Below are 25,723 nucleotides of genomic sequence, written 5' to 3'. Positions count from 1 at the left end.
GGACGATCGCTTTTCCTGTCACCGTTCATCCCATTTAGAGAGCTGCGAAACCCCTAAAAACACCGCTGCAATAGCTTTCCAAGTTTGCTTCAATCCATTGAGCGGTTTCTAGATATCCCAAAGCTACAGCTTGCAGTCGCACCGTGTTTGCATGGAACATATTGGTCGTGTTTGCTTCTCGAACTGCATTGATGCCTTCCAGGATGCACTCCGGTATTTGGATCGGTTCCTTTGGCTCTAGGGCACTGGGCAGCTTCCCCAAGAAACCGAGATATTCCTTGACCCGCAGCTCGAAGTTAGCCTCAGCTTCAGCTAAATTAGTGAAGTAGCGGCCGTAATAGAAGCCACCGTCTTGACAGTTGTAGAAGTGCGTGACCCATTCCTCATTAGGACGCCATTCTCTGAGAGTAATGTAACCTGGGGCTTGCCCACCATCACCGGGGATGGGATGCGATTTTAATATGGAGTGGCTTTGAGCGTTCATAAACAATTTGTGTGTGTTGAATTAGGAGAATTTGTAGTTGATGGACTTGGGCAACTTGAAAACTAAGTAGCAACTGTCGCAGGGGCGTAGGGTGCATCGGTCGTCTTTCATCGGATTAGCTAAGCGCGAGGTGTAAGAAATTGTAAAAGTTCATCTCCGTGTTTTCCAATCGGGTTATAGCCAATGGGCAGCCAAAAGTAATCAGACGCCCAATAACCGCCGTCAAAATCTTTGAGCCACCAATCATCATCTACACCGCCCAAACAAATCTTTTCTGCGTTAAAGTAAAGCTTGATTCGTTGAAATTTCTCAGCCATTGGTTTCACAATTAAAATACAGGAGGATACTCAAAAGCAGGTTGCCAGTTACTATTAATTAGCCTACCCGTTTTTGCTGCATTGTAGTTCCTCTCCAAAAAAGAGCGGCGCTTGGGTTCTGAATTACCCGTCTGCTGTATCAGCGTTTCACGTAACGGGTGGTGGCTGCCAATCAAAAACTCGTTCCTGGTGTAGAGCCTTTCTAGATAGCGTTTATGGGGGAGCCGGTCGAACTTACCGCCCACGCCCCGATTGCAGCTAACGCAAGCGAGCACGAGATTCCAGATGCCGTCAACGGGATGGGCGATGTTGTAGTTGATGAGAACGCGGGGAAAAAAGTGGTCTACATCCGTTAAATCTATCGCACTGCTGATAATCGAAATATCGCCAAAGCAATAGAAACACTTACCTTTTTGATAACCATTTAAAGCACCGCGACACGAGGTAATGTTGACGCGGCTCATCGGTTTGCGAACGAATAGCAGCTCCAGGTCAGCATCGTAACCCACATTAATCAGATTGCGGGATACTTTCAACTCCCATGCCGTCTCCACCAACCGCCACCGCGCATCAACCTCTTGGGGTAAGTTCTGCCCCTGGTTTCCCTCCAACATCCCAAACAACTCATCGGTCAGGGTAATGGCTTTAGCACCCCGGCGTTCGTAAGCAAAGAAACGCATCGGTGTCTCCGCTTGATTGACGTTGTGGAACTTGTCGAGCACTACCTTGAATCCTTCTCTCGCCGTAATCGAAATCAATTCCTCGTAGCTAATCTCACCCCGGTCGTATCGGCGGCAAGCTTCCAAGAAGGGGTAGGGAACATTGGTTTGTTGAGATTGGCTATCACATAGGCGCAGGTGTTCCAGAGTATGCCGCGCATAAGCTTGTGCCAACTCCTCCAAGGTGATGATGCTTTTCCCGCCGGGTGCTAACTCCAACAACGACTGAGCTAGCGCAAACTTGTACGAGGCGACGTTCTTGCCAAAAAGGATGATGCCCCGCCAATAATCCTCTATTGATGGTGCATCTCCCCAGAACTCTGACATACGCGCCTTGACAATAGTTCGTAAACTAACTACACTAGCTAGCAGGTTATCAAAAAGGCGATCGCCCAAGTCCGGTCAAAGTCGAGAGCGATCGCCCAGCACCCAAAGCAAGTTCGGATACAAGAGTAATGAAAGCACAGATTTACGTGAATAGGCACATCACTGCCGCCAATAAAAAAGCTAGCAAGCTCAGGGGAGTTTTGGTGGACGAGCGGGCTATCAGCATCAACACTTACTTGGGGTCGGTCTATGCCAAACGGGTTGAGTTTACCAGCGGCTGTGTGTTGATTCAAGATGCAAGCAAAGTGCGGTGCTCGGGAGCGAGTATTTGGATTGAAGCTCAGTTCGAGAGTTTGGTGATAGATGGGGTAGCAGCAGACAGAGCGATGTTCAACAAGGGAGAAAGATGACAGTCATTCAGAAAATCCCAGAATCAAGGTGCATTTAAAAATAACTGCATCCCGCGAAAGCTGAAATCGACAGTTTCCTCACTAGCAAGATATTAGATATGCTCAAAGGCAAAGAATACATGACCCAACAGCAGCAAGTCCTTGTGGAAGAATTCGAGGCTGAAATTGAATCGGAGTACGCGCTTTGTATAGCCCAGCTCCAAAAAGCCAAGCAAGCGATTGAATCGCCTACAGCGGACTTAACCCAACAGCATCAAAACTTAGCCAATTCCGAAATTGATGCGCTCCGTAAATATTGGTACGAGCGGTTAGAAGCTCTCATCAATCTTGTCTCCTGGAGAGCGCCAAAATTGCTCCAACAATTGAACGAAAAGTATCTTCACGATATTCATTAATCAACCTGTGTGCAAGGGCAATCTATTCATCACCTAAACCAATAACTCGGAGCCTAGCATCATGTATCACGAATTACTCGAAATACTAGCAGTAGAGCTAGCCAGACGACAGGGAGACTCCCTTAGAAACACCAATACCAATAATCCCAAGTTTCAGGTCTACCCAGCAATGGCAAAAGTTTCTCTTGAAACCATTGATGGGTTGCTGAAAGAAGAAGGTATCACGTTCAAAGAGCTGGAAGTTTACACGATCGGGCGAACATCTTCCTCTCCCAGTGCCAACATTCTGCTGTTGGATGAATTGACCGACAGACTGATCGTTAATCTAGCTAAGGTTAACGGACTAAAGATTGAAAAGATATACTTGGGCGATGTCATTATCCAAGTGTATTTAGGAACGGTCAAAACGTGTTTGAGTGTAATCGATAGTTTCCTATCACAAAGAAAGCTAGAGTTTGAGGACTTAAAAGTGTCCGAAATGTGTCAGATACCAACCCTATCAAATCAGGAGCCATAACAATGTATTACGAATTAGTCGAAAGATTGGCAATTATACTAGCCAAAACAGAAGGATGGGAAATTGAAGATATTCACGGCAGCAATCCGAGAATGAAAATTTACTTAAATATGGCGGCAGCCTGCTTGGGTGAAATCGACAATTATCTCGAAGAACAAGAGGTTGAATTCGCAGATTTGGAAGTTAATGCAAGATACGAGATGCCGCAGGTACTGAATCAGGACTTACTGAAATCCTAGACATTTCTGGAGAAATCCTGAAATAGCTAAGTAAGTCCAGGCTTTCGTTATTAGGAAGCGTTAAAGTTCATACCTTGGGGTGCGTGCCAGCCCCAAGCACTATAACTCCGCAGTTAAACAGGCAAGGATTTGTAAAGCCAGTGCTGTGGAGAAAGTACCGCCTAATAACCCTGCCGAGGCAACCTTTACTAATTAGGAATAGACGCAACCATGTCTAAAACTCCCAACCAAGTATTCGTGCTTGATAGCCACAAAAAACCTCTAACCCCCTGTTTACCCTGTATAGCCAGAAAGCTATTAAATGCAGGCAAAGCCAAGGTTTTTCGACTATATCCATTTAGCATAATTCTCAACAAATCAGTAGATGAACAACCACAACCCATAGAAATTCGGATTGACCCTGGTAGTAAAACCACTGGCATAGCTTTGATACAAGGAACCCAAGTAATTTGGGGTGCTGAACTTACCCATCGAGGACAAGCGATTAAAGCCCGATTAGAAACCCGCCGCGCTATTCGTCGTAGTCGTCGGAATCGTAAAACTCGCTACCGGAAACCACGATTTTTAAACCGTACCCGCCCTCAAGGTTGGCTACCCCCAAGTTTAAAACATCGAGTCCTAACTACAATTACCTGGGTTAATCGTTTATGTAAGTTAGCGCCTATTAAATCCATAGCTTTTGAGTTAGTCAACTTCGACACTCAAAAAATGCAAAATCCAGAGATTTCCGGCGTTGAATATCAACAAGGGGAATTACAGGGTTATGAGGTTAGGCAATACTTACTCGAAAAATGGAATCGGAAGTGTGCTTACTGTGGTAATGAAAATTTACCGCTGCAAGTCGAGCATATTAACCCACGCGCCAAGGGCGGCAGCAATCGCGTTTCCAACCTTTGCTTAGCTTGCGAAAAATGCAACCTGAAAAAGGGGACTCAAGATGTCAGGGATTTTCTCAAGAAAAAGCCCGAAGTTCTTAAAAAAGTAATGAGTCAAGCTAAAGCACCATTGAAAGATGCAGCGGCAGTTAACGCAACCAAGTCTGCTTTATTCCAAGGTTTGAAAAATACAGCAATTGAACCTATTTATGTGGGACGCGGTTCTTTAACTAAGTTCAATCGGACTAATTTAAAGTTTCCAAAAGCCCATTGGATCGATGCTGCTTGCTGTGGAGATGTAAGTCAGGGTTTAACTTTGGCTATCAATCAGCCACTGCTAATTAAGGCAATGGGTTGGGGTAGTCGTCAAGTCGTACAGACTGATAAATATGGGTTCCCGCGTTCGGGGTATAAACCCAAGAAAAAAGTCGCAGGCTGGAATACGGGAGACATTATTTCAGTCATCGAGGGAAAACATCAGGGGGTTAAATGCAAGAGGATTAAAACTACTAGATTCAAGGGTAGTTTTGATATTCGGGTGAACGATAGTGTGATTAGCGTTTCTCGCAATCAACTTAAACCCGTTTATCGCAACGATGGTTACAATTACTCATTTGCATGAGATTGTCGTGAAATGTCCGAAAAAACAGTGAGAGGAACGCTGAAACCGAGTATCGACTCCGCTAGTCGGTTAAGTTGCAACACGATCGAGCTTTAAATACGCCGTATCTAAAGCTTGATTGCCACCTAGTATAGAACAACAAAGATTATGTTTATCGCTCAATCTATCAGACAACCAGACCAGTTTTACTACGCCCATACTCTCTCTAGCGCTAAACGCTGGAAAACTCGTAGAGGTGCTGACAATGCCGTTGCTAAGTATCCCAACAGTTACGTGGTAATCGCAGAATCAGAGATAGGTTCGCCCGAACACCAATCCCTGTTTTTGATAGCTCGCACCCAGGTAGAAAAAGCAGCAGAACAGGCTTACCGCAACCACAGTTCAGAAGCTTTATCTTCCGAATACCCCGACTCTCATTTTGAAGAATTGGCGGTGCGGGCTTGGGAACGCTACCAGCAGCAGCGGTTGCAGGAGGCTGCGAGTTGAGTTTGTACGCCATCCGGTTCAAAAAGGATACTCAAGTGCGCTATGCCAGAGAAACGCAGGGAAACCCTGAGTACAACGCCATTGATTCGGCTTATTTGGAAGGAGCGAAAACTTGGAAAACGGAACGGGGCGCTAAAAAGTATCTCGAATCTCATGTTTTGGTGGGACGGCAGGGTCAAAGAATCCAAGCCCGGTGGACTGAGATCGAAGTTGTGGAAATCTCAGCGCAGCAACAATGGCATATCAACAATCCAGGCGTTATCAAAGAAGCTAAAGCTAAGTACGACAGCAAGCGCCCCGTGTTCTCGTTTCGCCCTAAACCTGAGATTCTACAATGGTTGGAGAAGGAGCGATGCGAGGGTGAAAGCGATGCCGATTTGCTCAACAGGAAGCTGGGAAAGTTGATGAAGTTGGAGGAATGATTGAAGTGTCAGCTTTGTTTTTGTGCTTCACTTGCCCTCAGCTCCATCAATAATTGATACTTACCGATCGAATTATTGACTTTAGAGCTATCGACATTGGTCTGGGAACCGACTGCATCACCTTGTTGCACCCTGCGTGCAATTATCTGCAAACTTTCTTGTAACTCTTGGATTTCTGACAACAATGTTGCTTTAACTATTTCCACGTTCATAGATAACCTCTATTTTGAAAACTCTGAGACTTACTATTCTCCTAGTATAATAGAATTGGTTAGCGCTGATAAAGTTAGTTTCTTCTGCATGAGTTAATCTTAAATACCCTGTCACTTATGGACGAACTAAACATCAAGAAACAACTTAAAATAGAAATGGATGCTGCTTATAAAGCTTTCAAGAAGAATCCGAGTGCTATCAATTATGTCAAACTAGAAAGAGCCATGCTCAAATACCAAATGTACGACAAAAACCGAGATCATTACGCAGCAGGTGGATAACAACACCGTACTACACAGCAAATACACCATCGACTCAATAAGTTAGCTCAACCTTAATTATTACCATGAACAATCCAACTGAAACTACTGAATTAGAGGAATTCAAAGGATACTTGCAAGATATAGCTGTGGTGATGAAAAAAGTACCAGGCAGAACGGATTGGAAGTACCGGGGTTTTGAGGAATTGGTGTTAGAGTGCGGAAGGGTGATGGAACCCAAACCGCTACCCAAAAACATCAAACAAGGTCAACCGAGAGTCTGTTACGCCAATTGCCAGCAATTAGTCTTAAAAAACCGCAGCCTCACTTACGTCGAAGGCTATGCAATGGCGCAAGGCGTGTCTATCCCGCTGCAACACGCTTGGCTGCTTGATGCCAACGGATACGTCATTGACCCGACTTGGGAACCTTTCGGCTGCTGTTATTTGGGCATTCCCCTGGCTACATCGTGGGTAAAATCAATTTGGAATTCTCGAAAGCAGAAGGGACGGCCTGATGAACTGAGCATTTTGCAGGGGAATCATCTCGAAGAGTTTTCAATTTTCAAACAAGGATTCCCGGCAGAGGCTCTTGCTAAAACTTAGATTAATCGCAGTCATAACACAATGACCGATTAGCTCAAATTATCAATTCACAACAAAGGAAGTTACAGAATGACTAATTACATTAACACTATGGAGCTGGACGAGCTAACTCACGATTTTTTATCCAGTTTGCCTTCTCACACGCACATGAGTTGGACGGAGTGGCAGAAAGAAGCAGAAGCCTACGGATTGGATGAGAATCAGATTGCTGAATTGCAGCAGTACCTTGAAGCAAACAAGCAGCTCACATCTCCTATGAGATTCGCGGGTCGGCAGTGGTGGCTGACCAAACAGGAGATTGAACACGTCGAACTAATCAAGCAGTATTTTCCTACAAATTGGGAAGCTGAAGTTCAAGATAGAATGCAATCTAAAGTTTTGGGTGATACCAACAAAGATTGGCGGTTAAGAGAACAGAGTAAAGCTAAAGGTTTAACTCAGTAGGAGCCGAAACTTTTTGATGCTAAAAGATGGATTGCCTCTTGATAATTATGCTTGAGTTGTGATGGTAAAGTTGATGAATCTCGCAGATAAAGCCAAGGAATTTGCAATTGCCCAACACGGCAATCAACAATACGGTGAGCATCCCTATTCCTATCATCTAGCTCAAGTATTTCAAGTGCTGGCTGAATTCGGGTATGCAGGCGATGAAGCGATTGCAGCAGCAGGATGGCTCCACGATGTCTTGGAAGATACGCCTACTACCTATGAAATGCTGGTGTCCGAATTTGGGAAAGAGACGGCGGATATTGTGTGGGCTGTAACCACTGAGCCGGGACAAAACCGAGTCGATCGCTTTCGCAAGACAGCCTTAAAAATCCAGTCAAACAAAAAAGCTTTAGCGGTAAAGCTTGCCGATAGAATCGCTAACACCGCAGCTAGCCTCCAAAGCAATCCCAAGCTCTATAAAATGTACGTCAAAGAGTTTCCCCTATTCAAAGAACTGCTGTACAATCCCCAGGATGTCGAGCTAATGCCGATGTGGAATCGATTGGAAAGCTCGAACAAGTAAACTCAATAGAACAGGAATTTTACCGTGAATACCCTCACCAAAACCGTCTCAGGAGAGCAGATTAAGCGCTACTTAGAAAGTGTAGTTGCAGCAATGGAAGTACCACCCGCCCGACCGCATTGGAAGTATCAACGCTATGAAGAATTAGTTTTAGACTGCGGCTTCATTATGGAACCCCAGGCGCTACCCGAAACGATCGAATGTGGCGCACCGAAGTTTGGTTATTGGAATTGCCAACAACTAGCATTTGCCGATAACAGCCTCACCTACGTCGAAGGATACGCCCTTCATGCCGATGTTGGATTTCCAATTAGCCATGCTTGGTTGCTCACACCCGATGGATATGCCATCGACCCGACTTGGGATTCTCCCGGTTGTTATTTTGGAGTTCCGCTCTCTACAACATGGGTAGAGTCTGTTTTAGCAACGCGCACTCGCATGGATGACATCAACATATTTGATGGCAATTACATCGAGAAATTCTCGCTGCTCAAAGAGGGATTGCCTGTTGATGCTTTTGCTAACTTATTGCGGTGAATTCAACTAAACGCTGCGGATTATCTATCGCTTGCACCGTTTCTTTGATGGTTCCACAGCAATTGTACGAGCAGTTGCAGGTGTTCGAGTTCGGGCTCGAAGCCGCAACCTGCTTCCCAAGCCTCGGTTAAAGCTGCCCATCCTTCGGGAGTGTCGGGTTTTTGGCGCATGAGGGCGATGAAGTTGGTGGCGGTGCGGGCTTCTGCTGCATCAATCCCAAACCTAACCAGTTGCATTTCAAACGCGGGGTGGCTACTGTTGGCAAGGATGTCGGCATAGTCCGTGTCCAGCAAATTGATTTGTTCGAGTGGCGAGTCAGTCATTTCTCTGCATTCCATATTTCTTAGTGCCTATCTCACCATCATTTCACGCTTGACTCAGTTGGAGAGCGATCACCAACCCGATGACACAAAATACAAAGCAGCAGAAACTCGCTTGACGATCGCACACAGTCCCGCTCCCCTAAGTTTTTTAGTTTGTGACTCCTGGGCTGATGATGGTGAGGAAACTTGACAAGCAGCGGCTACACAACTTTTGTTAAGCTTGCTAGATTGGGGGAGTAGTCTAAAAAATCAAGGTAGTGCTAAGCAAGTAACGATGCACTGTAATGATGGATGAAATACCAGATAACACCCATATGGTTGGCTAATGACGCAAGAAAACGACAAGCAAACTGTAAATGCCTTGACAAGCTAGAACAGAGCTGGATGTTTATCTTCGCCTGGTCGGCCAGTTTGTTTTGTAGATGGGCAGCCCTGATCAACCAAGAATTCTCCTTGAGACTTAAGATGCCAAATATCTAAGTTATTGCACATTACTTTTGCCGATGCACCTTTTTCCAAGCGCAATTTATCCAAAGAATTAACTTTGTCACCAACATAGGCTTTTTGGTAGTATTTGAGCCCATCTCGCTTAATTTCTACCTTTTCTTTGATCTCAGAGATAAAACCCACGTTCTTTTGCTGACTAATTCCGGGTCTTCCTACACTTATCAAAAATAGACTGAAGGATATTCCAGCCAGCCAGCTCAACGTTTGGAGTTTTCGCATTTTTTTCCTGCCTTATGTAATTTTTGATGAGATAGATGCAACCAGATATCTTCATCGGGATTAAGCCGAGAACCAAGTTGACAGCATTTCTGCCACTGTTCCAACGCAGATGCTTGCTTTTGTTTATCCAGTACCTGTGCCAATAAACAATGTGCTGATGCCTGATTCTCAATATATTTTACTGTCTGTGGATTTTGGGCAATACCGATGGCAACTTGTAGGGTTTGTTGTGCTTCTTCATACCTACCTTGTTCCAGTCTAACCCAACCTAAATTTTTCAACAAGCTATACATAATTTCTGATGTGGAGTTTTGCTTCTGGGCTAACTGTAGACCATTAGCCAGGAGAGAAGCTGCCTGGGGGTATTTTTTTTCCTGTATGTACAAACGACCTAAGTTATTATAAGCATCTGGTAAATTACCTGCAACAGCAATTTGATATTCTTTCTTCGCTTTCTCCCAATATTGCCACTTCTCATACAGACTAGCTAAATTATAATGAGCTTCTACATTATCGGTATTTAGAGAAATTGCTTTTAAGTAATCCTGTTCGGCTTCTCCCAAATTACTGTTCTGATAATTTCTGAATCCATTGCGTTTATAAAAATCAGAAATTAAAGGTAAAGAACACCAAAAAATTACTAAGAATCCTAACATTATCATAGTCGAACCCAACTTAGTTCTTTCATGATATTGTTTAGGAATGTTCAACTTTTCAAGGAATTTCTCAAAACCTTCGCGGCCTGCTTGAGTAAATTCGTTACTAGCCTGTAGCAACGTTAAAATACTAGGTAAAATAACAGCAACTACTCCAGCTAATCCCACTCCGCCACCGAGAAACCGAGTTGCGATATTGACCAATAAACTGACATTCCCCGCCCAAGCCGCAACTGTCAGAACTTTCCACAACCAATCCCAATCATCCCAAGGATGGGGAGATGTAATGCTTTCTAATCTCCACCACCAAGCTTCGGGTGAAGGATTTACGGTTTCACGCCCCTGAGCTAATTGTTCTATTATTTTGTTGCTATTAGGAGCGTTAAGAATCACTTGCAATTCTTCCCTGATAGCTACATCGAGTTCTATAAGTTTATTCAATTTGCTACTAGAAACAAATCTCGATTTTTTTAAAGCAATCTGCACTGTATCTCGTGTATTTAAAGCTATTATAATTTGTTCGCTATTAATAGAAGTAGAAGCTCTCGCCTCTTTGATAAGATTAATTGTTTCTTCATAATGTGCAATAATAGTTTCTAAATAATTGGTCATAATGTCTAATTTAGTGAGGTAAATCGCTTTGATTGTTATTATGTGCGAGGGAGTAGGTTATTTACGGGAAACTAATGCCTTTTTTTTCTGAGTTAAGATACCATAGTCCGGATAATTTTTCAATTGTCCAATGGATTATTCTCGCTTGACTTAGAGCCACGGTGGATAATTAAATCAATGTCAGCTCCACCCCGCTCGTTGCATTTAATTGGACTTTTTTCTGAGCCTTGCCCCGCGTAAGCTTGTAGTATCGTTCCAAAAACGATCCGGAATATTGAGCGGTGGTGACAGCTCGCATACTGGAATGCCAGCATCAAAAAATACATCGCTTGGCGAACGAACTCTTGAATATCAGCGATGCCATCAAGATAACTTTTGCCCACAATGCCTTACTAGTCGCTTTTTTTAGTGACACTCATTTAAGCTACAGTCTGACTCTGCAACCAATAAAACTAAGAATTGCTCAACCGCTCCGAACCATCGCCTCAAACCGCATCATCCATCCACCCGCACTCCGAACAATCCCAATGCACTGGGGGCGTTTCGTACTGGGGATAAGTCATTTCACACCGGGGACACCGACCAGTAAACAAGGGGTGGGTATCCAGTAGCTCTAACTGTTGCTCTGGTGTCCACCGTTGCTTCGGTTGCAGAATGAGTTCGCCGTTGTAGTAGCTCGCCCCTTCGGGTTCCCACAGTTCATCCGGTTCAGCGTTGGAGTCTTCTCGAAAGTCAAGGCAAGTGTTGGTGTTAGGGCCTGTGGGATGCACGGCACAGATGAGGTGGGGGTTGTGCGCGTAGAGGAGACAGCGCTCGCACTCAGGAAGTTTGGGCATAGCGGGTTTGTGGGGTTTTGGTCTGGGTTTAGTTTCTCGCAAATGGGGGTGTTGGTGGTGGCGAGCGCCGTGACTTCACTTTTGTGATTGCTAGCATTGTCGGTAGTATAACAGTTGTCTTTTTTGGAATTATGAGCGCTGCCCGACAGCTTCAGCTCGCAGATTTAGCGCCATTGGATTCGATAATTGTTGCTGATTTTGGCTATGCTGAAGGTGAGCGATTAGCTCAGGTTTTAGGTGGGTGGCAAGTTATTGGTTGGGCATGGGTGATTCTCGATTTTTTCTAGGTTTTACCCACAATTTTGTTGTTTAAAAATAAGAGTTAATAGTTTCACTGAGTGCCTAATTGGGTTTGGCTTATGTGAGTATTTTTAGTCAATTTATCGCATTTTTTGCCTGCTATCATGGTAGGGCAATGGGTGAAGTTGCATAGGTAGGTCAAATTCAGTTGTGGCAACCATTTTTGACGATTCTGGCTTCGGCAATTTTGCTTGGTGAAACTCACCGAGTAGATCGCCCTAGTCACGGTCTGTTTGGTTGTGGCTAGCGTAGCTGCAGGTAAAAAAGCATCAATTAAGCGGGCAGAAGATTTGTGAGGCGCTCATTTTCTCAACAGGCTATTGACTCGGATCATTGACTTTCACATATCGACTCCATCTAACGACAGATGTAAAGCCGGGATTATTTCTGTTCAATACTACCAATCAACTGAATTTTTAAGAGAATAGTCAATCGTTAGGATTTGGCGCGAGTGATGTTTGGCATCCATGCCTTCAGTAAATAAAAACAACCGCTACAACTTAAGTCAATTGAGTTCTGAAAATCTACCCAATAAGGAGAAAATTATGACAGAGATCGTGAGCCGCGAGATTCGGCTAGTCTCTCGCCCCAAGGGGATTCCTACCGCAGATAACTTTGCGATCGCCGAGACCAAACTAGAGCCACTTCAAGATGGACAAGTGCTCGTTCGCAATCTCTACATTTCGGTAGATCCATATATGCGCGGTCGCATGAACGAGGGGAAATCCTATGTTCCATCCTTCGCGTTAGGAAAAGCACTCGAAGGCGGCGCGGTCGGTGAGGTAATCAAGTCTCGTGCCCAGGAATTTAAGCCGGGTGATGTGGTGACTTCCAACTATGGCTGGCGGGAATATTTCATAGCTGCACCAAAAGAATTGCATCAGGTTAGCCGCGATATTCAACCGTCCTCAGTTTACCTCGGTGCCCTCGGCATGACAGGTATGACTGCTTGGGTTGGGTTGAATTTGGTAGAAGTCAAAGCCGGCGATGTTATTTTTGTTTCGGGAGCAGCAGGCGCGGTGGGAAATGTTGCCGGACAACTGGCTTCATTGCGCGGATGCCATGTCATCGGGTCTGCTGGGTCAATGGAAAAAATCAAATTTCTGCGAGAAGAATGCGGATTTGATAGCGCCTTCGATTACAAGGCCGGTCCTGTCCTCGAACAACTGAATCAGGCAGCACCGGACGGAATTGATGTCTATTTCGATAATGTAGGAGGCGAAACGCTGGAAGCGGCGCTCTCGGCATTACGGGTGCATGGTCGGATTATCGCTTGTGGCAGCATCTCCGGTTATAACGATGAAAAACCGCAGCCGGGCCCTTCCAATCTATTTAATATGATTGGCAAACGCTTGACGATGAAAGGGCTAATCGTTAGGGATTGGATCGATCGCCAGAGTGAATTTGAACAAGAAGTGGGCGGCTATTTCCAAGCTGGCAAATTGAAGAACAAGGAAACAGTGGTGGTAGGAATCGAGCGAGCGGTGGATGCGTTCATCGGTCTTTTTGAAGGCAAAAATGTTGGTAAAATGGTGGTAAAATTGGGCTAGGTAGCCACTCATTGAGTGGGTACTTACTTCATTATTTGAGCAAGTTGCAATCCGACATCGCTTAGACATTATTTGGTTGAAGGATAGGATGCCATCGCTGGCATCAGATTTCAAACTATAAATCTAGCGGTACACTTTACTCTCCCAGCATTGGTCGTACCTGCAATTTCCAGAAGTTCCAATTAAAACCTCCAATGATTAGCCTTCATTGGACAACATCAAATGGCTGTGCACAGAGAGTGTAACACCTCTGTACAAAGATAGCTAACAGTTCTAGTCAGCGGTTGTTGGGATCTGAAGCATCTCACCGTATCGGCTTCAGGCAATCCGCTGCACCAGAATGTTATATTTCTTTTGATGCTATCGCCTGAACTACGGCACCAATGCCAGTGTGATAAATACCTTCTACTACATCACGCTCAAGCTCAATTAGATGCCTAAACTTTAAGCCAGCTAACTCAAGGCTTAAAGATTCTTTAGATTGCATCGAATCTACTGAATTTCCGCCACCAGTACCATGTTTCAACTGAGCGGGTGTATAAGCCTCAAGCAGAAACACACCGTTTCGCTTTAACCCGGATTCAACTTTTCTATGAAGTTGTTTTCTGATTGAAGAGGGCAATGGACAAAATATAGAGACAATTCCGTCCCATTGATTCTCGCCTAAATCATAATCTGCTAAATTAGCATGAATAAACTCAACAACCACCCCGTTCTCTTCTGCCAACTTTTTGGCTTTATTCAAACCAACTAGAGAGGCATCTACAGCGGTTACAGAGTAACCCTGTTTCGCAAGGAAAACGGCATTCCGCCCTTCTCCTTCGGCTAAGCTCAGAACTTTACCTTTTGGAATACTGTTGACGTTTGCTTCCAAAAACTCGTTCGGGTTTGTGCCGTATACGTACTCTTGGGCACTGTATCTTTCATCCCACATCTGTTTTCTCCAATTGTTGCTATGAGCACATTTGATGCCAAAAAAATATAACTGTGCATTCAACCGCAGATAGGCTGGATAATACCTTTACCGGGGGGTAGATCATCCATCATATTGGTTAGACAATATCCTAGTTTTAAGGAATTAAACAGAAACGAAAGCAGGTTAAGTCCGGGTTCTTGGGTGTTATCCATCGCGAATGATAGTTTATCCTGGAAGTCTTGGGTTATTCGTCACTTTTGCTGATAATATCCTCTATATCGGTCTTATCCAGCATTAACCTATGTCGCAATCTACCACTCCTATGTGGCTTTGCCGCTTGCTGGAAGCAGAGCCTTCGCGAATCATGTCAAGGCGGAGTATTGGAACGAGTGCGATCGCCCAAAGAGCACCAAGTAAACCTTGAGACTTAACATCTGCACAAGCGAGCTTCTTGAAGTATCTGGCGGCTGGGAATAGCTCGAAGCCCGCCTTTTCATAGGTGTGACGGGCTCTTTCATGACCAGGATCGCCCCCAGTCTCAACCATAGCCACAGACATCCCAGCGCCTTAGTTCCCTGAAGCTGAATTAAAAATCGGAGGTGGCGTTCGTCTAGGTTATTGTTTGACGATCGCACTATTCGAGATTTGGGGAACGGGTTGGTGTTGGGATTTGGTTCGGTTTTCCTCAAAACTGAGGTGTTGGGAGCGATCGCACTTCTGGTCAGTTAATTCCATCTGGCAAGTACAAATCGTCACCAGGAAGCCGCCGTTCGATAACCTCTTTTCGGTTCTCCAACATAACCGAATCAAAGGATTTACCAAACCGCACGTTGTACTCAAATTCAGTGCGCTTGATGCTGAATGCTGCATCAGCCCGCCGTTCGATGGATTCTGCCATACTAGCTTGAACTAAAGCTTGGGCTTTCACGTTGCCTTTGGTTGCTTCATTGAGCCAGTAGGCCGTAGCTAATGCAATGGGAATGGGCTTGATTAATTGAGCGTTGCCTTCCACTGGAATGCTTGGAGCTTGTGTAAAATTGTATCCGCCAAAAGGCAGAGCTAAAGGTGAGTTTCCATTGATAAAGCGGGTCAGCGATTGTTTTTGCTTGTCCACCGCATTCATAACCCCAATCGCATCGACCTTGTAACCGCCGTCGGGTAGCTGGTAAACACTAAGTGGAATTGCACCTAAAAGGATGGTGGCAGAAATAGCTTTAACTGTCATTTTGGAGTTCAAATAAATTACGATTACCAGAGATTAGCTTAATTTGACTAATTAATCAACGATATCTCTGAGCAAATAATTTAGTTGGCGGACTACCGAACCTAGCAAGTAGTGTTTGCTCTACATAGAACAATCCACCGCTAAAGACGATGACTTAAAAGCTGGTGCTGGCCGTTTTAGGTCGCAGAACTTCGACATTCAGCTCTAGTTTTTCTCCCAGCCACAAAGAATGTGTTGTATGGTCTGCCACATCATCTCCTGTTTCGGGATGGACGAGAATATTTAGTTCCTCGCGATGGAGCATCAACCAGGGAACGACTGTGCCAAACTGCGGGGGTAAAAACGCAACTTGATACATCGCTTGGGGGTGGGGCCCAATGGGTGTGTCGTGCCAACGCCCTAGCTGCACCTCAAACCGAGCCAATCCTTCGCGTACACGCGCAGCAGCATCACGGCTATCATTGTCAAAGTAAATATGTGCGTGAAAACCAACAATTTCGATGGTGTCTGCTTTCATGATTTTCAGTGGGGTATTATGGGGAGGTTCATTGCAGCCAAATCCAACAAAGAAGTATACCCTAGCTTATTAATTTTACCTGCGAGTAAACATTACTCTTTCACAATAGCGCCTATATTTTAGGGTGAACCAATGACTCAAGAAAATAACTGGTTTGAGACAGCACGATTGGGAATGTTTGTTCATTGGAGTCATAGCAGCCAGTGTGGGTACGAAATATCTTGGCCGTTGGTCGGAGGCGTCTTTAGCTTGCCGTACTGCCAAGATGTCCCGGTAGCAGACTATCACCGCACCGCCCAAACTTTCAATCCGACTGAATACAACCCTCAAACTTGGGCTCATTTAGCGAAACGCTTGGGGATGCAGTATGTGATTTTGACGGCTAAACATCATGATGGATTTTCCTTATTTCATACCCAGGAATCCGACTTTTCTATCGAGTATGCGCCGTACAAAAAAGATATTGTCCGAGAATTTGTGGAGGCGATGCGGGCGGAGGGTTTGCGAATTGGGTTGTATTTTTCCTTGATTGACTGGCATTACCCTGACTACCCGGCTTTCACAGAAACCGACAAACCGTATCAGTTTGGGAAATTCCGACAGCCGACGAGTCGAGCGTGGGAGCGTTACCTAGAATTTATGTTTGCTCAAGTCAAAGAATTGTTGAGCAACTACGGAAAGATTGACTTGCTTTGGTTTGATGGCGGTTGGGAGCGAAAGCCAGAACAATGGCAAGCTAGAGAGCTACATGAAATGATTCGCTCGCTGCAACCGCATTTGCTAATCAACGATCGCCTCCCTGGATTTGGAGACTTCGATACCTGCGAACAATTCATTCCTCCCCAACCGCCTCCGCGTACTTGGGAAGCTTGCCTAACTCTGAATGAAAGCTGGGGTTACAACCCGCAGGACACCCAATTCAAGTCAGCTCGCCAACTTATTCATACCCTCTGTGAAGTTGCAGGTAAAGGTGGCAATTTACTATTGAATGTCAGTCCTATGGGCAATGGGCAGATTCAATCTGAACAATTGGAATTGTTGCAATTCGTAGAAGAATGGATGGCTGTTCATGCCCAGAGCATCGTAGGAACACAGCCTGGACTGGAACCTTGGCAATTCTACGGCCCTTCTACTCGCCGGGGCAATCGCTTTTACCTACACTTGCTGATGAAGCCCTACGAGTCAGTAACAGTACGAGGTGTACCTATAAAACGGATTCAAGCCGTTTCTAAAGTCGCTGGAGGGGAATCATTACAATACTCAACTCGCTGTGCCATTGTCGATTCTATGTTAAGTGCCGATCCTCTTGGGGAGTTAACGATTCAAGTACCTGAACAAGCTCTCAATCCCTATGCTACGGTGATTGCAGTTGATATTGCTCCAGCCAACGATACTTAAAGCAAGATATAACCAGTGTAGCGATCGCACTTCTTCACTTCCTACCCCAGTTGCAGATCGCCTCCGACGAGGGCAGCCGACAGCACTTTTGCTTCCATTCCGTACAAATCATTCAGCACAAGCTTGACGTTCGGAAACACGAAATATTCCGTTAGTTTCCCAATCCGGTAATTAAAAGCTTTGTACCGGTGTTTGAAGTAAAGCTCGACATTCCCTCGGCTCTCCCAAAGTCCCAGCAAATTAACAACCACATCCGAGTAATGCGCCCTCACATCCCGCTGTACCTCGGCGATGCGTTCTTCAATTGATCGAGTAGTAATTCCAATTTTATAGAAGCAGTGGTCGTCCGCTTTGACCTCCAGAAAATAGAGCGCGTTCACCAAAATCCGACGAAGCTGTGCTCGATAAATCAGCAAATCAGCCCGCCGTTCTTCCAAACAAGATAACCCCGCAGATAAAGCAATCTCTACAGAGCTTTCTAACTTCATCAACTCTGACAGCAGCAGCGGTTCTTGGACTTTGTTGAACAGCGCCAGGGGAAGCGCACCCACTGGGATTTTACCGAGCTGAGTGAATTGATAAGAGCGAGATCCCTCTGACTCTAGCAATCCTTTCAACTGCCACCGAAAGTTTACCAAGTCTTTGGGAATCGATCGCTTTTGGGCCCCGTACTCTTTCCACAGCACTTTCAATTGCTCCAATTCCTCTCCCTTAAGCTGGATGGTGAAATTATCGTAAAGGGGCAGTGATGGGAAAGCTTTGGTTTTAATCCGCTGCGAGACGAATTTGCAAGTTTCCCCGGTGTGCGCGAAGTGATGTTCTTTCACCGAACCCTTTTTTGCTGTTAATCTGCCACCGCAGTAGAGGCAAGCGAGGTCGGTTTTTCCGCGCGCAACCTCATCAATGCTCCTCAGTTCGCCGCTGAGAGCAACACCAAATTTAAGCCACATTGTCAAAAGTTCTCCTTAAAGCAGGTTTCGCAGATACACCCGCTCCACACGATGGCTTACGCCCCGCTTCGCTACGAGAATTGTAACAACAAATCTAGGGGTGAGGGCTTCTGCCTTGGGAAAGAAACCCATCGGCACTCGATGCTCTTGATGCGCGACTTTCATCCTTGGCATCCCAAATCTAAAATCTAAAATCTAAAATCTAAAATCTAAAATCTAAAATCTAAAATCTAAAATCTAAAATCTAAAATCTAAAATTGCTCGTCACCAATCGGGAATTTCTTGGGCCGCGTCGTCTGCTTGGGCTTGTGACAGTTGGTGGGGGGGCAACGGATTTTGTGGGCTTGGGGGTGCTATATCAGGATATGGATGTTTCCTGACGTAAGAAAGGGTAGAGAGTGCAGAGACGGCTCCCCTTACTTGGTCGGGCCGCACTTCTAAGTATTTCTGCAATTGTTCTAAGTTGCGGTGGCCGCTGATTTCTTGAATAATCCGCAATGGGATACCCGCGTTGCTCATCTGAGTGAGTGCTGACCTTCTGAGGCTGTGGGTGGAAGCGCCGATGATGCCAACTTTTTCGCAGGCTTCTTGGAATAGGTGAGAGGCGGCTTCCGGGTTTGCGTGCTTCCAGCGGTGATTGAGGTGGCGGCTGGGGAATAGGTAGGGGTGTTCGGGATGTTTGTAGGTTTCTAACAGCAGCCTCAACTCTTGAATGATGGGGATAGTGCGGGTGCCGAGCTTACCTTTGGTGTTGCCCTTGCGGATGATCATTTCGGAGCGGATGACACCCGCCGGGGTGAAAACATCGATGACTTTCAAGCTGCACGCTTCGGCAATGCGGCAGGCGGTGTACAAACAAATCCCGAATAGGGCGCGGTCGCGATCGCTCTGCAAACCTTCGTTGAACAAAAGTTCGATTTCCTCTTGCGTGAATATCTTGGCCTGTCCGTGTCCCTCTATCTTCATGCTTGGTGTATACTCGACCCGATGCTCCAAAGTCTTGCATACTTACTGCATTACTGCACCGGTAGGCGGGGATTTCTTAATGCGGCGGTTGAGCGAGAGCGAGGGGAAAGAAAGGGCGATCGCAGTCCAGTTTATTGATATGTTTGGTTAATGATACAAGCGCTGCGTTTGAGGTGAAATGATGCCACTGAGAGCATTTTTTGCAGGCCGAGAGCTATTAGCCCCTCTAATGTCCGATGAAGAATGGCTGAATGTGAAAGCTCAGCGCCCAAAAGTTAGACTGTGCTGTTGTGACTCAACTGGATACTTACGCACGTCTAAGCTCGGCACGAAGCATTTTGTTCACGGCAAGGACAGGATTTGTAATTGGGCACTAGAAACGTGGCAGCATCCATTAGCCAAGACTGAAATTGTTCGAGTCTGCCAGCGATTCGGTTACGATGCAAAAACAGAAGTTTCAGGCGTAGATTTTAAGCCTCATTAATTCAGCCAAGTATGACTGTCGCAGGCACACTACATATAGATAGTGCCTGCGGCAGTCCTCCACTATCAAGTCTGATAATGTTTGAAGATTCACTTTAAACCACCAGTGACTGATAGCACCAACTTGGACGCCGCAGCAGATTGAAGGTATCTAGGTATCGAATTCGATCGGGCGCAGAGACTACTGTAGCAGCAGCTTCCTTCGCTTCATTTAATAAGCCTTGAGGGCAATTTATATTCCACAAAGGATGAACGATAATAACGCTGATATCGCCCACGGTAAAGCCCGGTAGAGGACCAAATTCCCTGGCAGTACAATACCCAAAAGATGCACAAAAGTTATTGCGGAGGAAGATAGCATTTTCTGACCAGTATTCTATGTCGGGAAAGTTAAAATTGTCGTCTAAACCGCAAGTAAAACCAGGGTTTGCTAGCACTCTCAGCAGGGAAATACCCAATCGCCAATCCAGCAAGCCGTGATAGTTCATGTTGCGGTACTGCCGCAAGCAGTCGTAACATGAACTATCGCAATTATGGCGATGTTGCGGTGATATTAGATGTCCTGCAAAGGTGTCAGCTTCAGGGTCAGCATTCACAATGCTGCAGAGGATTTCTTGCCAGTGGTGGGCAAGCCAATAGGTAAATCCGGAACCATTTGGCAGGCGATCGCTAATTACAATTTCTCCTACTTTTTGCTCCTCTAGTTCAACTTGTCGCAAACCGCTCACGTCTAATTCTTCTGGATCGATGTCTAACTCCTCAGCAGTAACAGAGCGGACAGTGAAAGCCGCTGAGTAGAACGCGGCTTTAACGGCAGCGCCAAACGCAAGCGGATCTAGACACAAACCAGGAGGTACAGCAGCAGGTTTAATTCGCAAAACACCTGTTGTTTTTGGGGCTGCGATCGCGATCGCCTCTGGTTCTCCTTGTGACTGAAATTGCACCCCCGCGTTGCCACCTTGTTGGAAGCGATCGTCAATCCACTGAGCGGGTAACTCCAACTGATTTCTTGTTAAGGAAGCTGTTCCCATTGCTCCGCGAAAAAGAAGACCTCGATTGTCATTGACGCGGAAAACGCGACCTGTCCTTGCAAATGTAGCATTAGTATTTGTGTTTTCTATGAGCTCAAAATTCTCAAAATGTTGAGGTTGTGACTCTGCTACACTGCCAGCAACAGCAACTATCAATTCATCTTCATCTCTAGCATCAGAGCCGCGACTTAGGCTTGTACGGAAAGCCAAGGGGACAGCCCATTGAAAAATTCGGAATCCCTCATCTTCAGTTGCCGCGCAGTTGGGACACACTTCGTCTGGAAACTCACGATCGGAGGTTTGCGTAAACTGGCAGCGACTGCACCTCAACATCCAGTTACGTTGAGAAAGAGATTCACCGTTGGCGGGACGCAAATTTTGTTCCCAAAGCAACGGGGCAGTAAAACCAATGGATGTATAAATGCGTTTGTCTTTGGTCTTTTGAGATCCTGGCGCAAATTCCGTAATTGCCAAGTCTAAATCTCGGTCAATTTTATAAACCTGCTTCCTGTTCTTGTTGACGCCGTGATACAAATCCCGCACCCTTGAAGGCATACCGTACATGGGCAAAATTCCGCCTTCAGCAAGACGTTCTGCCAACCCGTCTCCTGCCAATTCTAAATTATTAGCGCAATTGTTAATCTGTTGAAATAACTCTTGGCGGGCAAACAATTCAAATTCAACCGGGTCGATGCCTGCAACATTTACAAACAGCGCGTTTACGACCTCATTAACATCAGGAGAAGTTTCCAGCCAGTCGCAAACTCGAGCGCGCCTATCTTCACTATTTCGCCATGCCTCAGTTGTGCCGAATTCCCCGTGACTGTCTGGCGGTGTTGGACTTTCCCACCAATGAACGCCAGCATCTAAGAATGCTCGCCGCAAGCATTCTTTTGCTAATAAACGCCTCGCAATTTCAACCTGTGACATTGACAAAAAAGGAACAGGCGGCCGATCGCCAGTAATTCTCTCAGGATATTGGTAATAAAATTCATCGTGGCTGCGGCCTCGGCAAAGTGTCAACACAATAGCAAAAGCTTGACCGCGACGCCCCGCACGTCCAGCTCGCTGTTGGTAATTAAAGCGCATCGGTGGCATATTTGCCATCACCACAGCCATTAAGCTGCCGATATCAATTCCGACTTCCATCGTAGTAGTAACGCTTAAAATATCGATGGTATCTACCTGACGGATAAACTGCCGTTCCTGATTGGGAGTATTGACCACAATATTGCGGAAATGGCGCTGCCTTTGGCCCTGATCGTCGGTTTGTCCTGTCAATTCCTCACAGTGGAGTCGCAAGGGTTGACGCTGATTTATAGCTTCTTTGGCGTAATAATTGCGCTCGCGCAAAGTTGCACAGGTTTTGTTATGCGATGCAGGCAACGGGGAGAGACAATTGGTACAAATACCGCCTGCACGGTGTAAGTGAGGGCGTCCGCAGGAGTTGCACTGCCACACCTGATCGTCAGGAATAGCCACTCGCACCCATAAATGCCGGGGACGAAGAATAAAGAAATTGTGTTGGCCGCGATCGCAAATAGCTGACCCCAATGAATGACGCAATTCTTGAGGCGAAAGTCCGTTCAGTGCAGCGCACTCATTGACATAATTCCGCAATTTTGCGCGAGCATCCTTCCAATTGCGCCATTCGACGATTGGAAACTGCGAATCGATTTGCTGGTATCGAAACAAGTCGCCTAAAACTCGCAAGCATCCGTCGCAGATATTTTCAAATACTTCAGCAGAAGCACCGCATTGAACAGCCAAGTTCTCGACTGTTTCTAGAGGTGAATTGAGACGGACGTAGCCCAAACCTGACGCCTCAACGCCAAAGTAAAGGCGGCTGAATAGGGGAGTGCAAACCTCAGACTGAACTTTAGGGCGAAGTTGATTTTCGCGCCGTTCTTCTGCAGCAGGAGATAAGTCAGAGTGCCATCTAGGAGATGTCAAGTCGGAATCAAACAACTCCGTCCAATGATGCCAGTCATCGTCATATTGGTACTCTTGATAAAGAATGTCGTTACCAGCAGGATTGACGCCCAAAGCTGCCAATCGCTGAATTAGCAAACCAGGAGCTTGATTTTCACCTTCAAACATCACTCTCAGAGGTACTGTGCGCGTATTTCCTCTTTGCTGAATTTCGTTAAGTGCTGCTTGCGCGCTGTCGCGCTGTACCTGGAGTGTTTGTAAAGCTATAGAAGGAAGCCCAGGGGGTAAAATCATATTACCCAACTCAATCTGCATCTGTAATTCTGCAAATCGATTGGGATTTTGGTCTGCAAATTGAATAGCTCTACGCCTCACAGGCTGACTGTGTTGTTGCAGGTCTTCTAGCAGTTGCAATTCACCGATCGCTAGCTGTGCAAGTTCATCAAATAGGGCTTCTCGGACTAGATCCTCGTAGTGCGATCGCTCGATTCCATTTGATATTGAAGCGGCATCTTCCCGACTGTCAGAAAATACTACCAATTTTCGGGATTCTTCAGTGTTCGGTAGCTGATAAAATAGTTCCTTAGAAAGCAGTTGGCTGACCTTAGAAAAGCCTGTACGGAAGGCGCGAATCGGCGATCTTCGAGTTTGTCGCCTGCTATAGTCGGCTGCACAGCAAGGGCAAATAGAAGGTAACGCTCCTATATTTTCCTGCGTTTCCAGTTGCGCCTGCCGCAAGTTAAAAATATAGCCTCTCACCCATTGGTTAGCTGGTGTATCTGTAGGTGGATCTCCTAAAATAACTCGACCGCTGCGGGTGTCTAGCGCCGCTATATCCCAATAAGCTCTCTGTCCTCGCTCTTCTTGTCTTGAGGGCTGATTCCAGTAGTTAGGGACATCTGCATTAAGAGTTCTGAACGGCCAAAATATAGCAAATTCTTGGTAGGTCCGCCGCTCCAAGAACCTTGCAGCTTGACGGTCAGGAATGCCTTCAATATCTGGTTCTGTAGGCAATAGTTCCCAGCCTTGATTGTTTTGCAGTAACAGGCGATTTCCACCCAGAAAAACCGTGCCGCACTGTTGGCAGTAAAGCAGCTCCAAAACTCGGTAATTTCCCCAGCGGATAGGGGGATTTTGTGCAAATAACCTGCCAACAGGTCGGGTTTGTTCGCCGTTGAATCGATAGCCCGGTTTAATACAAGCCCACAACCCCTCAATATTTCGGAAAAACCAGTGCAGTCTGAAGGATGGTAACGACGACGGGCCCTTATATAGACCGCGAGCCATCAGCAAACCCCTTGCTGCTAGCCGCAGGGTGTTATGTTCCAAATCATTGCCGAAGATTCCGCGGGCAAATTGAGTTAGCGATACAGCGCGAGTTTGTCCTGAAGCATCAGTGCAGGCATTTAGCATTCTGGCATTAACCGCGACACTTTCAGATTCGAGAATTTCGCGGCAGGTGTGATACTGGGGTGTTTCTTCTGAGGTTTCTGGGTTATTAGCATTCGGCAATTCCGCTAAAGCAATGAATGGTTCGCTAGAAAGGAAACCTTCACTTTCGATTGCTGGAATTGGTTCTGAACAGCCAGGAATAATCTGTTTGGGATGCCATTCTGTGCCAAAGAATTGCGACAAAAATTCTAGGCTGTTCTCATCATTTGGATCGAGAGATGCGCTAGAAGCGAGAATTCTTAGCTTGGGATGACCTGGATGAAGTCCTAAGCGTTCCAACAACAGCCGCAAAAGATATGCTACCTCTGTTCCAGCAGTTCCCCGGTAGAGGTGCAACTCGTCTACTATCAAGTGAAAGACGCTGCCATCTTTCTTTAACCATTCTTTCGTTCTGTCAAATATATTTCGATCGACATCCCGCATCAACATAATACTGAGCATACAATAGTTTGTAATTAGGATGTCTGGCGGAGCATCTTGCATATCCCAGCGCGAGCGCATTTCTGCACCATCCAACTTAGGAAAAAAGAATTGCACTTCGTCATTTTCTGTTTCACCAGCATAAATAGCAGCAGCTTGAGCCGATACAGCCATCTTCTGCATACCCTTGACCAGTTCTTCTATTTTGTTTGTGTGGGGGTTGTTGTGCTGGTTAATTTCATGCCCCGGTACGGGTGTAACTCCGTTATATCTTCCAAAGTAAATTCTGTTTCCGTTTCTATTATTTTGAAACCACTCTCTAGCTAAATCGGAATCGAGGGCGCGGCGAAGTCGAGTTAGCTGGTCTTCAACTAAGGCGTTCATCGGGTATAAAATCATTGCCCGAACAGCGACATCGCGGTTTTCATGTTCTCTTTGTGAGACGCGACAAGAACGCTGCTGTCGTCGTCTTTTATTTACCTTTGGGTAACATTCATTCTGCCAAGCCTCGTTTTCCCACCAGTCATTGAGGTGAGGTGGTTGCGCTCCTGGAGCGTCCCACGTTCTTGATTCTTTAGCAAGGTAAGCAAACAGCGGCAACAGGAAAGATTCTGTTTTTCCCGATCCGGTACCGGCCGTTACTACTGCATTTTGCCCCTCTAATGCTTTGCGGAGCATTTCCGCTTGGTGACTGTAGAGTTCGTAAGGGCCAACCAGTCCGCACGAGGCTAGTTCTTTGAAGTCTTGAATGGCTGTTTCATCTAAGCCTGGAACATCTGATAATTCAAGCTCGTGGATAGTTTTTCCAGAACGCTGATAGCGGGCTAACGGCTCAATCCAAGGTTCTTGGTAAAACACGCCTGGTTCCCGCAGTCGCCTTTCCCGTTCTTGTTCTATTTCGGGGAATTGAGTTGCGAAAGCAGTTTTTATGTACAGTAAGAAGTTGTCGCGGATTGTGTTAAATGCGTTAATTGGGTCGTGCATAAATTA

At 45.9% G+C, this 25,723-nt stretch carries 33 protein-coding genes; 17 read left to right on the top strand and 16 right to left on the bottom strand.

What is annotated here, in order from left to right; genetic code table 11:
* Nucleotides 1–34: 34 nt before the first annotated feature.
* The 3 genes from QUA07_RS16580 to QUA07_RS16570 form a co-directional block, all read right to left on the bottom strand.
* On the bottom strand, nucleotides 35–484 hold the full coding sequence (locus QUA07_RS16580; protein ID WP_333326913.1) for a DUF5049 domain-containing protein: 450 nt from the start codon (nucleotides 482–484) through the stop codon (nucleotides 35–37).
* A gap of 119 nt (nucleotides 485–603) precedes the next feature.
* Complete coding sequence (locus QUA07_RS16575) at nucleotides 604–801, bottom strand: hypothetical protein (protein WP_333326911.1); 198 nt, start codon at nucleotides 799–801, stop codon at nucleotides 604–606.
* 11 nt (nucleotides 802–812) lie between these two features.
* Nucleotides 813–1,847: a hypothetical protein gene (locus QUA07_RS16570; protein WP_333326909.1), complete on the bottom strand. Its 1,035-nt coding sequence runs from the start codon at nucleotides 1,845–1,847 to the stop codon at nucleotides 813–815.
* A 128-nt stretch (nucleotides 1,848–1,975) separates the two neighbouring features.
* Here QUA07_RS16570 and QUA07_RS16565 point away from each other — a divergent pair, with 128 nt between their 5' ends.
* From QUA07_RS16565 to QUA07_RS16535, 7 genes are all read left to right on the top strand, one after another.
* A complete protein-coding gene (locus tag QUA07_RS16565; RefSeq protein WP_333326907.1) occupies nucleotides 1,976–2,257 on the top strand; it encodes a hypothetical protein in 282 nt (93 codons plus the stop codon).
* Between the two features lie 98 nt (nucleotides 2,258–2,355).
* Complete coding sequence (locus tag QUA07_RS16560; protein ID WP_333326905.1) at nucleotides 2,356–2,652, top strand: hypothetical protein; 297 nt, start codon at nucleotides 2,356–2,358, stop codon at nucleotides 2,650–2,652.
* Between the two features lie 61 nt (nucleotides 2,653–2,713).
* Nucleotides 2,714–3,169 (top strand): hypothetical protein, encoded by a 456-nt coding sequence (locus QUA07_RS16555; RefSeq protein WP_333326903.1) that lies wholly within the window; start codon nucleotides 2,714–2,716, stop codon nucleotides 3,167–3,169.
* Nucleotides 3,170–3,171: 2 nt separating this feature from the next.
* Nucleotides 3,172–3,408, top strand: a complete 237-nt coding sequence (locus tag QUA07_RS16550) for a hypothetical protein (RefSeq protein WP_333326901.1) — start codon at nucleotides 3,172–3,174, stop codon at nucleotides 3,406–3,408.
* A 210-nt stretch (nucleotides 3,409–3,618) separates the two neighbouring features.
* Nucleotides 3,619–4,905: an RNA-guided endonuclease IscB gene (gene iscB / locus QUA07_RS16545; RefSeq protein WP_333326899.1), complete on the top strand. Its 1,287-nt coding sequence runs from the start codon at nucleotides 3,619–3,621 to the stop codon at nucleotides 4,903–4,905.
* A gap of 147 nt (nucleotides 4,906–5,052) precedes the next feature.
* Nucleotides 5,053–5,391 carry a hypothetical protein gene (locus QUA07_RS16540; protein ID WP_333326897.1) on the top strand — a complete coding sequence of 113 codons (339 nt, stop codon included), beginning with the start codon at nucleotides 5,053–5,055 and terminating at the stop codon, nucleotides 5,389–5,391.
* Nucleotides 5,346–5,813, top strand: a complete 468-nt coding sequence (locus QUA07_RS16535) for a hypothetical protein (RefSeq protein ID WP_333326896.1) — start codon at nucleotides 5,346–5,348, stop codon at nucleotides 5,811–5,813. Before QUA07_RS16540 ends, QUA07_RS16535 begins: the two co-directional genes overlap by 46 nt.
* Nucleotides 5,814–5,821: 8 nt before the next feature.
* On the opposite strand, the gene QUA07_RS16530 is transcribed toward QUA07_RS16535, so the two are convergent.
* A complete protein-coding gene (locus tag QUA07_RS16530; protein WP_333326894.1) occupies nucleotides 5,822–6,025 on the bottom strand; it encodes a hypothetical protein in 204 nt (67 codons plus the stop codon).
* Nucleotides 6,026–6,142: 117 nt separating this feature from the next.
* Between QUA07_RS16530 and QUA07_RS16525 the strand changes: the two genes are divergently transcribed.
* The 5 genes from QUA07_RS16525 to QUA07_RS16505 all read left to right on the top strand — a co-directional run bounded on the left by QUA07_RS16525 (nucleotide 6,143) and on the right by QUA07_RS16505 (nucleotide 8,440).
* On the top strand, nucleotides 6,143–6,307 hold the full coding sequence (locus QUA07_RS16525) for a hypothetical protein (RefSeq protein ID WP_333326892.1): 165 nt from the start codon (nucleotides 6,143–6,145) through the stop codon (nucleotides 6,305–6,307).
* A 65-nt stretch (nucleotides 6,308–6,372) separates the two neighbouring features.
* Entirely contained in the window at nucleotides 6,373–6,891 is a 519-nt protein-coding gene (locus QUA07_RS16520) for a hypothetical protein (RefSeq protein ID WP_333326890.1), read from the top strand.
* A 69-nt stretch (nucleotides 6,892–6,960) separates the two neighbouring features.
* Nucleotides 6,961–7,335 (top strand): hypothetical protein, encoded by a 375-nt coding sequence (locus QUA07_RS16515; protein ID WP_333326888.1) that lies wholly within the window; start codon nucleotides 6,961–6,963, stop codon nucleotides 7,333–7,335.
* Nucleotides 7,336–7,408: 73 nt separating this feature from the next.
* Nucleotides 7,409–7,903, top strand: coding sequence for an HD domain-containing protein (locus tag QUA07_RS16510; protein ID WP_333326886.1), 495 nt, complete (start codon nucleotides 7,409–7,411; stop codon nucleotides 7,901–7,903).
* Between the two features lie 24 nt (nucleotides 7,904–7,927).
* Nucleotides 7,928–8,440, top strand: coding sequence for a hypothetical protein (locus QUA07_RS16505; protein WP_333326884.1), 513 nt, complete (start codon nucleotides 7,928–7,930; stop codon nucleotides 8,438–8,440).
* Between the two features lie 20 nt (nucleotides 8,441–8,460).
* Here QUA07_RS16505 and QUA07_RS16500 read toward each other — a convergent pair whose 3' ends face one another.
* A complete protein-coding gene (locus tag QUA07_RS16500) occupies nucleotides 8,461–8,763 on the bottom strand; it encodes a hypothetical protein (protein ID WP_333326882.1) in 303 nt (100 codons plus the stop codon).
* 49 nt (nucleotides 8,764–8,812) lie between these two features.
* Between QUA07_RS16500 and QUA07_RS16495 the strand changes: the two genes are divergently transcribed.
* Nucleotides 8,813–8,953, top strand: coding sequence for a hypothetical protein (locus QUA07_RS16495; RefSeq protein WP_333326880.1), 141 nt, complete (start codon nucleotides 8,813–8,815; stop codon nucleotides 8,951–8,953).
* Between the two features lie 179 nt (nucleotides 8,954–9,132).
* Here QUA07_RS16495 and QUA07_RS16490 read toward each other — a convergent pair whose 3' ends face one another.
* The 3 genes from QUA07_RS16490 to QUA07_RS16480 all read right to left on the bottom strand — a co-directional run bounded on the left by QUA07_RS16490 (nucleotide 9,133) and on the right by QUA07_RS16480 (nucleotide 11,593).
* Nucleotides 9,133–9,489 carry a hypothetical protein gene (locus QUA07_RS16490; protein ID WP_333326878.1) on the bottom strand — a complete coding sequence of 119 codons (357 nt, stop codon included), beginning with the start codon at nucleotides 9,487–9,489 and terminating at the stop codon, nucleotides 9,133–9,135.
* Complete coding sequence (locus QUA07_RS16485) at nucleotides 9,468–10,757, bottom strand: tetratricopeptide repeat protein (protein ID WP_333326876.1); 1,290 nt, start codon at nucleotides 10,755–10,757, stop codon at nucleotides 9,468–9,470. Before QUA07_RS16485 ends, QUA07_RS16490 begins: the two co-directional genes overlap by 22 nt.
* 485 nt (nucleotides 10,758–11,242) lie before the next feature.
* The gene (locus QUA07_RS16480; RefSeq protein WP_333326874.1) at nucleotides 11,243–11,593 is read right to left on the bottom strand and encodes a hypothetical protein; all 351 of its coding nucleotides are present in this window, start codon (nucleotides 11,591–11,593) and stop codon (nucleotides 11,243–11,245) included.
* A 131-nt stretch (nucleotides 11,594–11,724) separates the two neighbouring features.
* Here QUA07_RS16480 and QUA07_RS16475 point away from each other — a divergent pair, with 131 nt between their 5' ends.
* Nucleotides 11,725–11,880, top strand: coding sequence for a hypothetical protein (locus tag QUA07_RS16475; RefSeq protein WP_333326872.1), 156 nt, complete (start codon nucleotides 11,725–11,727; stop codon nucleotides 11,878–11,880).
* A gap of 558 nt (nucleotides 11,881–12,438) precedes the next feature.
* Nucleotides 12,439–13,443 carry an NADP-dependent oxidoreductase gene (locus QUA07_RS16470; protein WP_333326870.1) on the top strand — a complete coding sequence of 335 codons (1,005 nt, stop codon included), beginning with the start codon at nucleotides 12,439–12,441 and terminating at the stop codon, nucleotides 13,441–13,443.
* A 343-nt stretch (nucleotides 13,444–13,786) separates the two neighbouring features.
* On the opposite strand, the gene QUA07_RS16465 is transcribed toward QUA07_RS16470, so the two are convergent.
* The 4 genes from QUA07_RS16465 to QUA07_RS16450 all read right to left on the bottom strand — a co-directional run bounded on the left by QUA07_RS16465 (nucleotide 13,787) and on the right by QUA07_RS16450 (nucleotide 16,101).
* Nucleotides 13,787–14,377 carry a class I SAM-dependent methyltransferase gene (locus QUA07_RS16465; RefSeq protein WP_333326868.1) on the bottom strand — a complete coding sequence of 197 codons (591 nt, stop codon included), beginning with the start codon at nucleotides 14,375–14,377 and terminating at the stop codon, nucleotides 13,787–13,789.
* A gap of 276 nt (nucleotides 14,378–14,653) precedes the next feature.
* A complete protein-coding gene (locus tag QUA07_RS16460; protein WP_333326866.1) occupies nucleotides 14,654–14,911 on the bottom strand; it encodes a hypothetical protein in 258 nt (85 codons plus the stop codon).
* Nucleotides 14,912–15,080: 169 nt separating this feature from the next.
* Nucleotides 15,081–15,584, bottom strand: coding sequence for a hypothetical protein (locus QUA07_RS16455; RefSeq protein WP_333326864.1), 504 nt, complete (start codon nucleotides 15,582–15,584; stop codon nucleotides 15,081–15,083).
* Nucleotides 15,585–15,738: 154 nt separating this feature from the next.
* Entirely contained in the window at nucleotides 15,739–16,101 is a 363-nt protein-coding gene (locus tag QUA07_RS16450; RefSeq protein WP_333326862.1) for a DOPA 4,5-dioxygenase family protein, read from the bottom strand.
* A gap of 132 nt (nucleotides 16,102–16,233) precedes the next feature.
* Between QUA07_RS16450 and QUA07_RS16445 the strand changes: the two genes are divergently transcribed.
* Nucleotides 16,234–17,499, top strand: a complete 1,266-nt coding sequence (locus tag QUA07_RS16445) for an alpha-L-fucosidase (protein WP_333326860.1) — start codon at nucleotides 16,234–16,236, stop codon at nucleotides 17,497–17,499.
* Between the two features lie 41 nt (nucleotides 17,500–17,540).
* Here QUA07_RS16445 and QUA07_RS16440 read toward each other — a convergent pair whose 3' ends face one another.
* The 3 genes from QUA07_RS16440 to QUA07_RS16430 all read right to left on the bottom strand — a co-directional run bounded on the left by QUA07_RS16440 (nucleotide 17,541) and on the right by QUA07_RS16430 (nucleotide 19,415).
* Entirely contained in the window at nucleotides 17,541–18,449 is a 909-nt protein-coding gene (locus QUA07_RS16440; RefSeq protein WP_333326858.1) for a GIY-YIG nuclease family protein, read from the bottom strand.
* A gap of 15 nt (nucleotides 18,450–18,464) precedes the next feature.
* The gene (locus QUA07_RS16435) at nucleotides 18,465–18,614 is read right to left on the bottom strand and encodes a hypothetical protein (protein WP_333326856.1); all 150 of its coding nucleotides are present in this window, start codon (nucleotides 18,612–18,614) and stop codon (nucleotides 18,465–18,467) included.
* Nucleotides 18,615–18,713: 99 nt separating this feature from the next.
* Nucleotides 18,714–19,415: a site-specific integrase gene (locus tag QUA07_RS16430; RefSeq protein ID WP_333326854.1), complete on the bottom strand. Its 702-nt coding sequence runs from the start codon at nucleotides 19,413–19,415 to the stop codon at nucleotides 18,714–18,716.
* A gap of 178 nt (nucleotides 19,416–19,593) precedes the next feature.
* On the opposite strand from QUA07_RS16430, the gene QUA07_RS16425 reads away from it, so the two are divergent.
* Entirely contained in the window at nucleotides 19,594–19,899 is a 306-nt protein-coding gene (locus QUA07_RS16425) for a hypothetical protein (protein WP_333326852.1), read from the top strand.
* 94 nt (nucleotides 19,900–19,993) lie between these two features.
* Here the strand turns inward: QUA07_RS16425 and QUA07_RS16420 are convergent, their stop codons facing one another.
* Nucleotides 19,994–25,717, bottom strand: coding sequence for a DEAD/DEAH box helicase (locus QUA07_RS16420; protein WP_333326850.1), 5,724 nt, complete (start codon nucleotides 25,715–25,717; stop codon nucleotides 19,994–19,996).
* Nucleotides 25,718–25,723: the final 6 nt, after the last annotated feature.

The sequence above is a fragment of the Microcoleus sp. T3_A4 genome (assembly GCF_036700465.1).
In the GTDB taxonomy this organism is placed as follows: Bacteria; Cyanobacteriota; Cyanobacteriia; order Cyanobacteriales; family Microcoleaceae; genus Microcoleus.
This window is presented reverse-complemented; position numbering and strand designations above follow the sequence as displayed.

Coding starts and splice junctions, on each gene's coding strand:
- QUA07_RS16430 (WP_333326854.1), bottom strand. CDS start 19,415: ATGAAGATAGAGGGACACGGACAGGCCAAGATATTCACGCAAGAGGAA.
- iscB (WP_333326899.1), top strand. CDS start 3,619: ATGTCTAAAACTCCCAACCAAGTATTCGTGCTTGATAGCCACAAAAAA.
- QUA07_RS16500 (WP_333326882.1), bottom strand. CDS start 8,763: ATGACTGACTCGCCACTCGAACAAATCAATTTGCTGGACACGGACTAT.
- QUA07_RS16510 (WP_333326886.1), top strand. CDS start 7,409: ATGAATCTCGCAGATAAAGCCAAGGAATTTGCAATTGCCCAACACGGC.
- QUA07_RS16480 (WP_333326874.1), bottom strand. CDS start 11,593: ATGCCCAAACTTCCTGAGTGCGAGCGCTGTCTCCTCTACGCGCACAAC.
- QUA07_RS16560 (WP_333326905.1), top strand. CDS start 2,356: ATGCTCAAAGGCAAAGAATACATGACCCAACAGCAGCAAGTCCTTGTG.
- QUA07_RS16580 (WP_333326913.1), bottom strand. CDS start 484: ATGAACGCTCAAAGCCACTCCATATTAAAATCGCATCCCATCCCCGGT.
- QUA07_RS16515 (WP_333326888.1), top strand. CDS start 6,961: ATGACTAATTACATTAACACTATGGAGCTGGACGAGCTAACTCACGAT.
- QUA07_RS16445 (WP_333326860.1), top strand. CDS start 16,234: ATGACTCAAGAAAATAACTGGTTTGAGACAGCACGATTGGGAATGTTT.
- QUA07_RS16455 (WP_333326864.1), bottom strand. CDS start 15,584: ATGACAGTTAAAGCTATTTCTGCCACCATCCTTTTAGGTGCAATTCCA.
- QUA07_RS16570 (WP_333326909.1), bottom strand. CDS start 1,847: ATGTCAGAGTTCTGGGGAGATGCACCATCAATAGAGGATTATTGGCGG.
- QUA07_RS16420 (WP_333326850.1), bottom strand. CDS start 25,717: ATGCACGACCCAATTAACGCATTTAACACAATCCGCGACAACTTCTTA.
- QUA07_RS16565 (WP_333326907.1), top strand. CDS start 1,976: ATGAAAGCACAGATTTACGTGAATAGGCACATCACTGCCGCCAATAAA.
- QUA07_RS16525 (WP_333326892.1), top strand. CDS start 6,143: ATGGACGAACTAAACATCAAGAAACAACTTAAAATAGAAATGGATGCT.
- QUA07_RS16485 (WP_333326876.1), bottom strand. CDS start 10,757: ATGACCAATTATTTAGAAACTATTATTGCACATTATGAAGAAACAATT.
- QUA07_RS16540 (WP_333326897.1), top strand. CDS start 5,053: ATGTTTATCGCTCAATCTATCAGACAACCAGACCAGTTTTACTACGCC.
- QUA07_RS16465 (WP_333326868.1), bottom strand. CDS start 14,377: ATGTGGGATGAAAGATACAGTGCCCAAGAGTACGTATACGGCACAAAC.
- QUA07_RS16530 (WP_333326894.1), bottom strand. CDS start 6,025: ATGAACGTGGAAATAGTTAAAGCAACATTGTTGTCAGAAATCCAAGAG.
- QUA07_RS16475 (WP_333326872.1), top strand. CDS start 11,725: ATGAGCGCTGCCCGACAGCTTCAGCTCGCAGATTTAGCGCCATTGGAT.
- QUA07_RS16470 (WP_333326870.1), top strand. CDS start 12,439: ATGACAGAGATCGTGAGCCGCGAGATTCGGCTAGTCTCTCGCCCCAAG.
- QUA07_RS16490 (WP_333326878.1), bottom strand. CDS start 9,489: ATGCGAAAACTCCAAACGTTGAGCTGGCTGGCTGGAATATCCTTCAGT.
- QUA07_RS16575 (WP_333326911.1), bottom strand. CDS start 801: ATGGCTGAGAAATTTCAACGAATCAAGCTTTACTTTAACGCAGAAAAG.
- QUA07_RS16550 (WP_333326901.1), top strand. CDS start 3,172: ATGTATTACGAATTAGTCGAAAGATTGGCAATTATACTAGCCAAAACA.
- QUA07_RS16440 (WP_333326858.1), bottom strand. CDS start 18,449: ATGTGGCTTAAATTTGGTGTTGCTCTCAGCGGCGAACTGAGGAGCATT.
- QUA07_RS16555 (WP_333326903.1), top strand. CDS start 2,714: ATGTATCACGAATTACTCGAAATACTAGCAGTAGAGCTAGCCAGACGA.
- QUA07_RS16450 (WP_333326862.1), bottom strand. CDS start 16,101: ATGAAAGCAGACACCATCGAAATTGTTGGTTTTCACGCACATATTTAC.
- QUA07_RS16435 (WP_333326856.1), bottom strand. CDS start 18,614: ATGAAAGTCGCGCATCAAGAGCATCGAGTGCCGATGGGTTTCTTTCCC.
- QUA07_RS16425 (WP_333326852.1), top strand. CDS start 19,594: ATGATGCCACTGAGAGCATTTTTTGCAGGCCGAGAGCTATTAGCCCCT.
- QUA07_RS16520 (WP_333326890.1), top strand. CDS start 6,373: ATGAACAATCCAACTGAAACTACTGAATTAGAGGAATTCAAAGGATAC.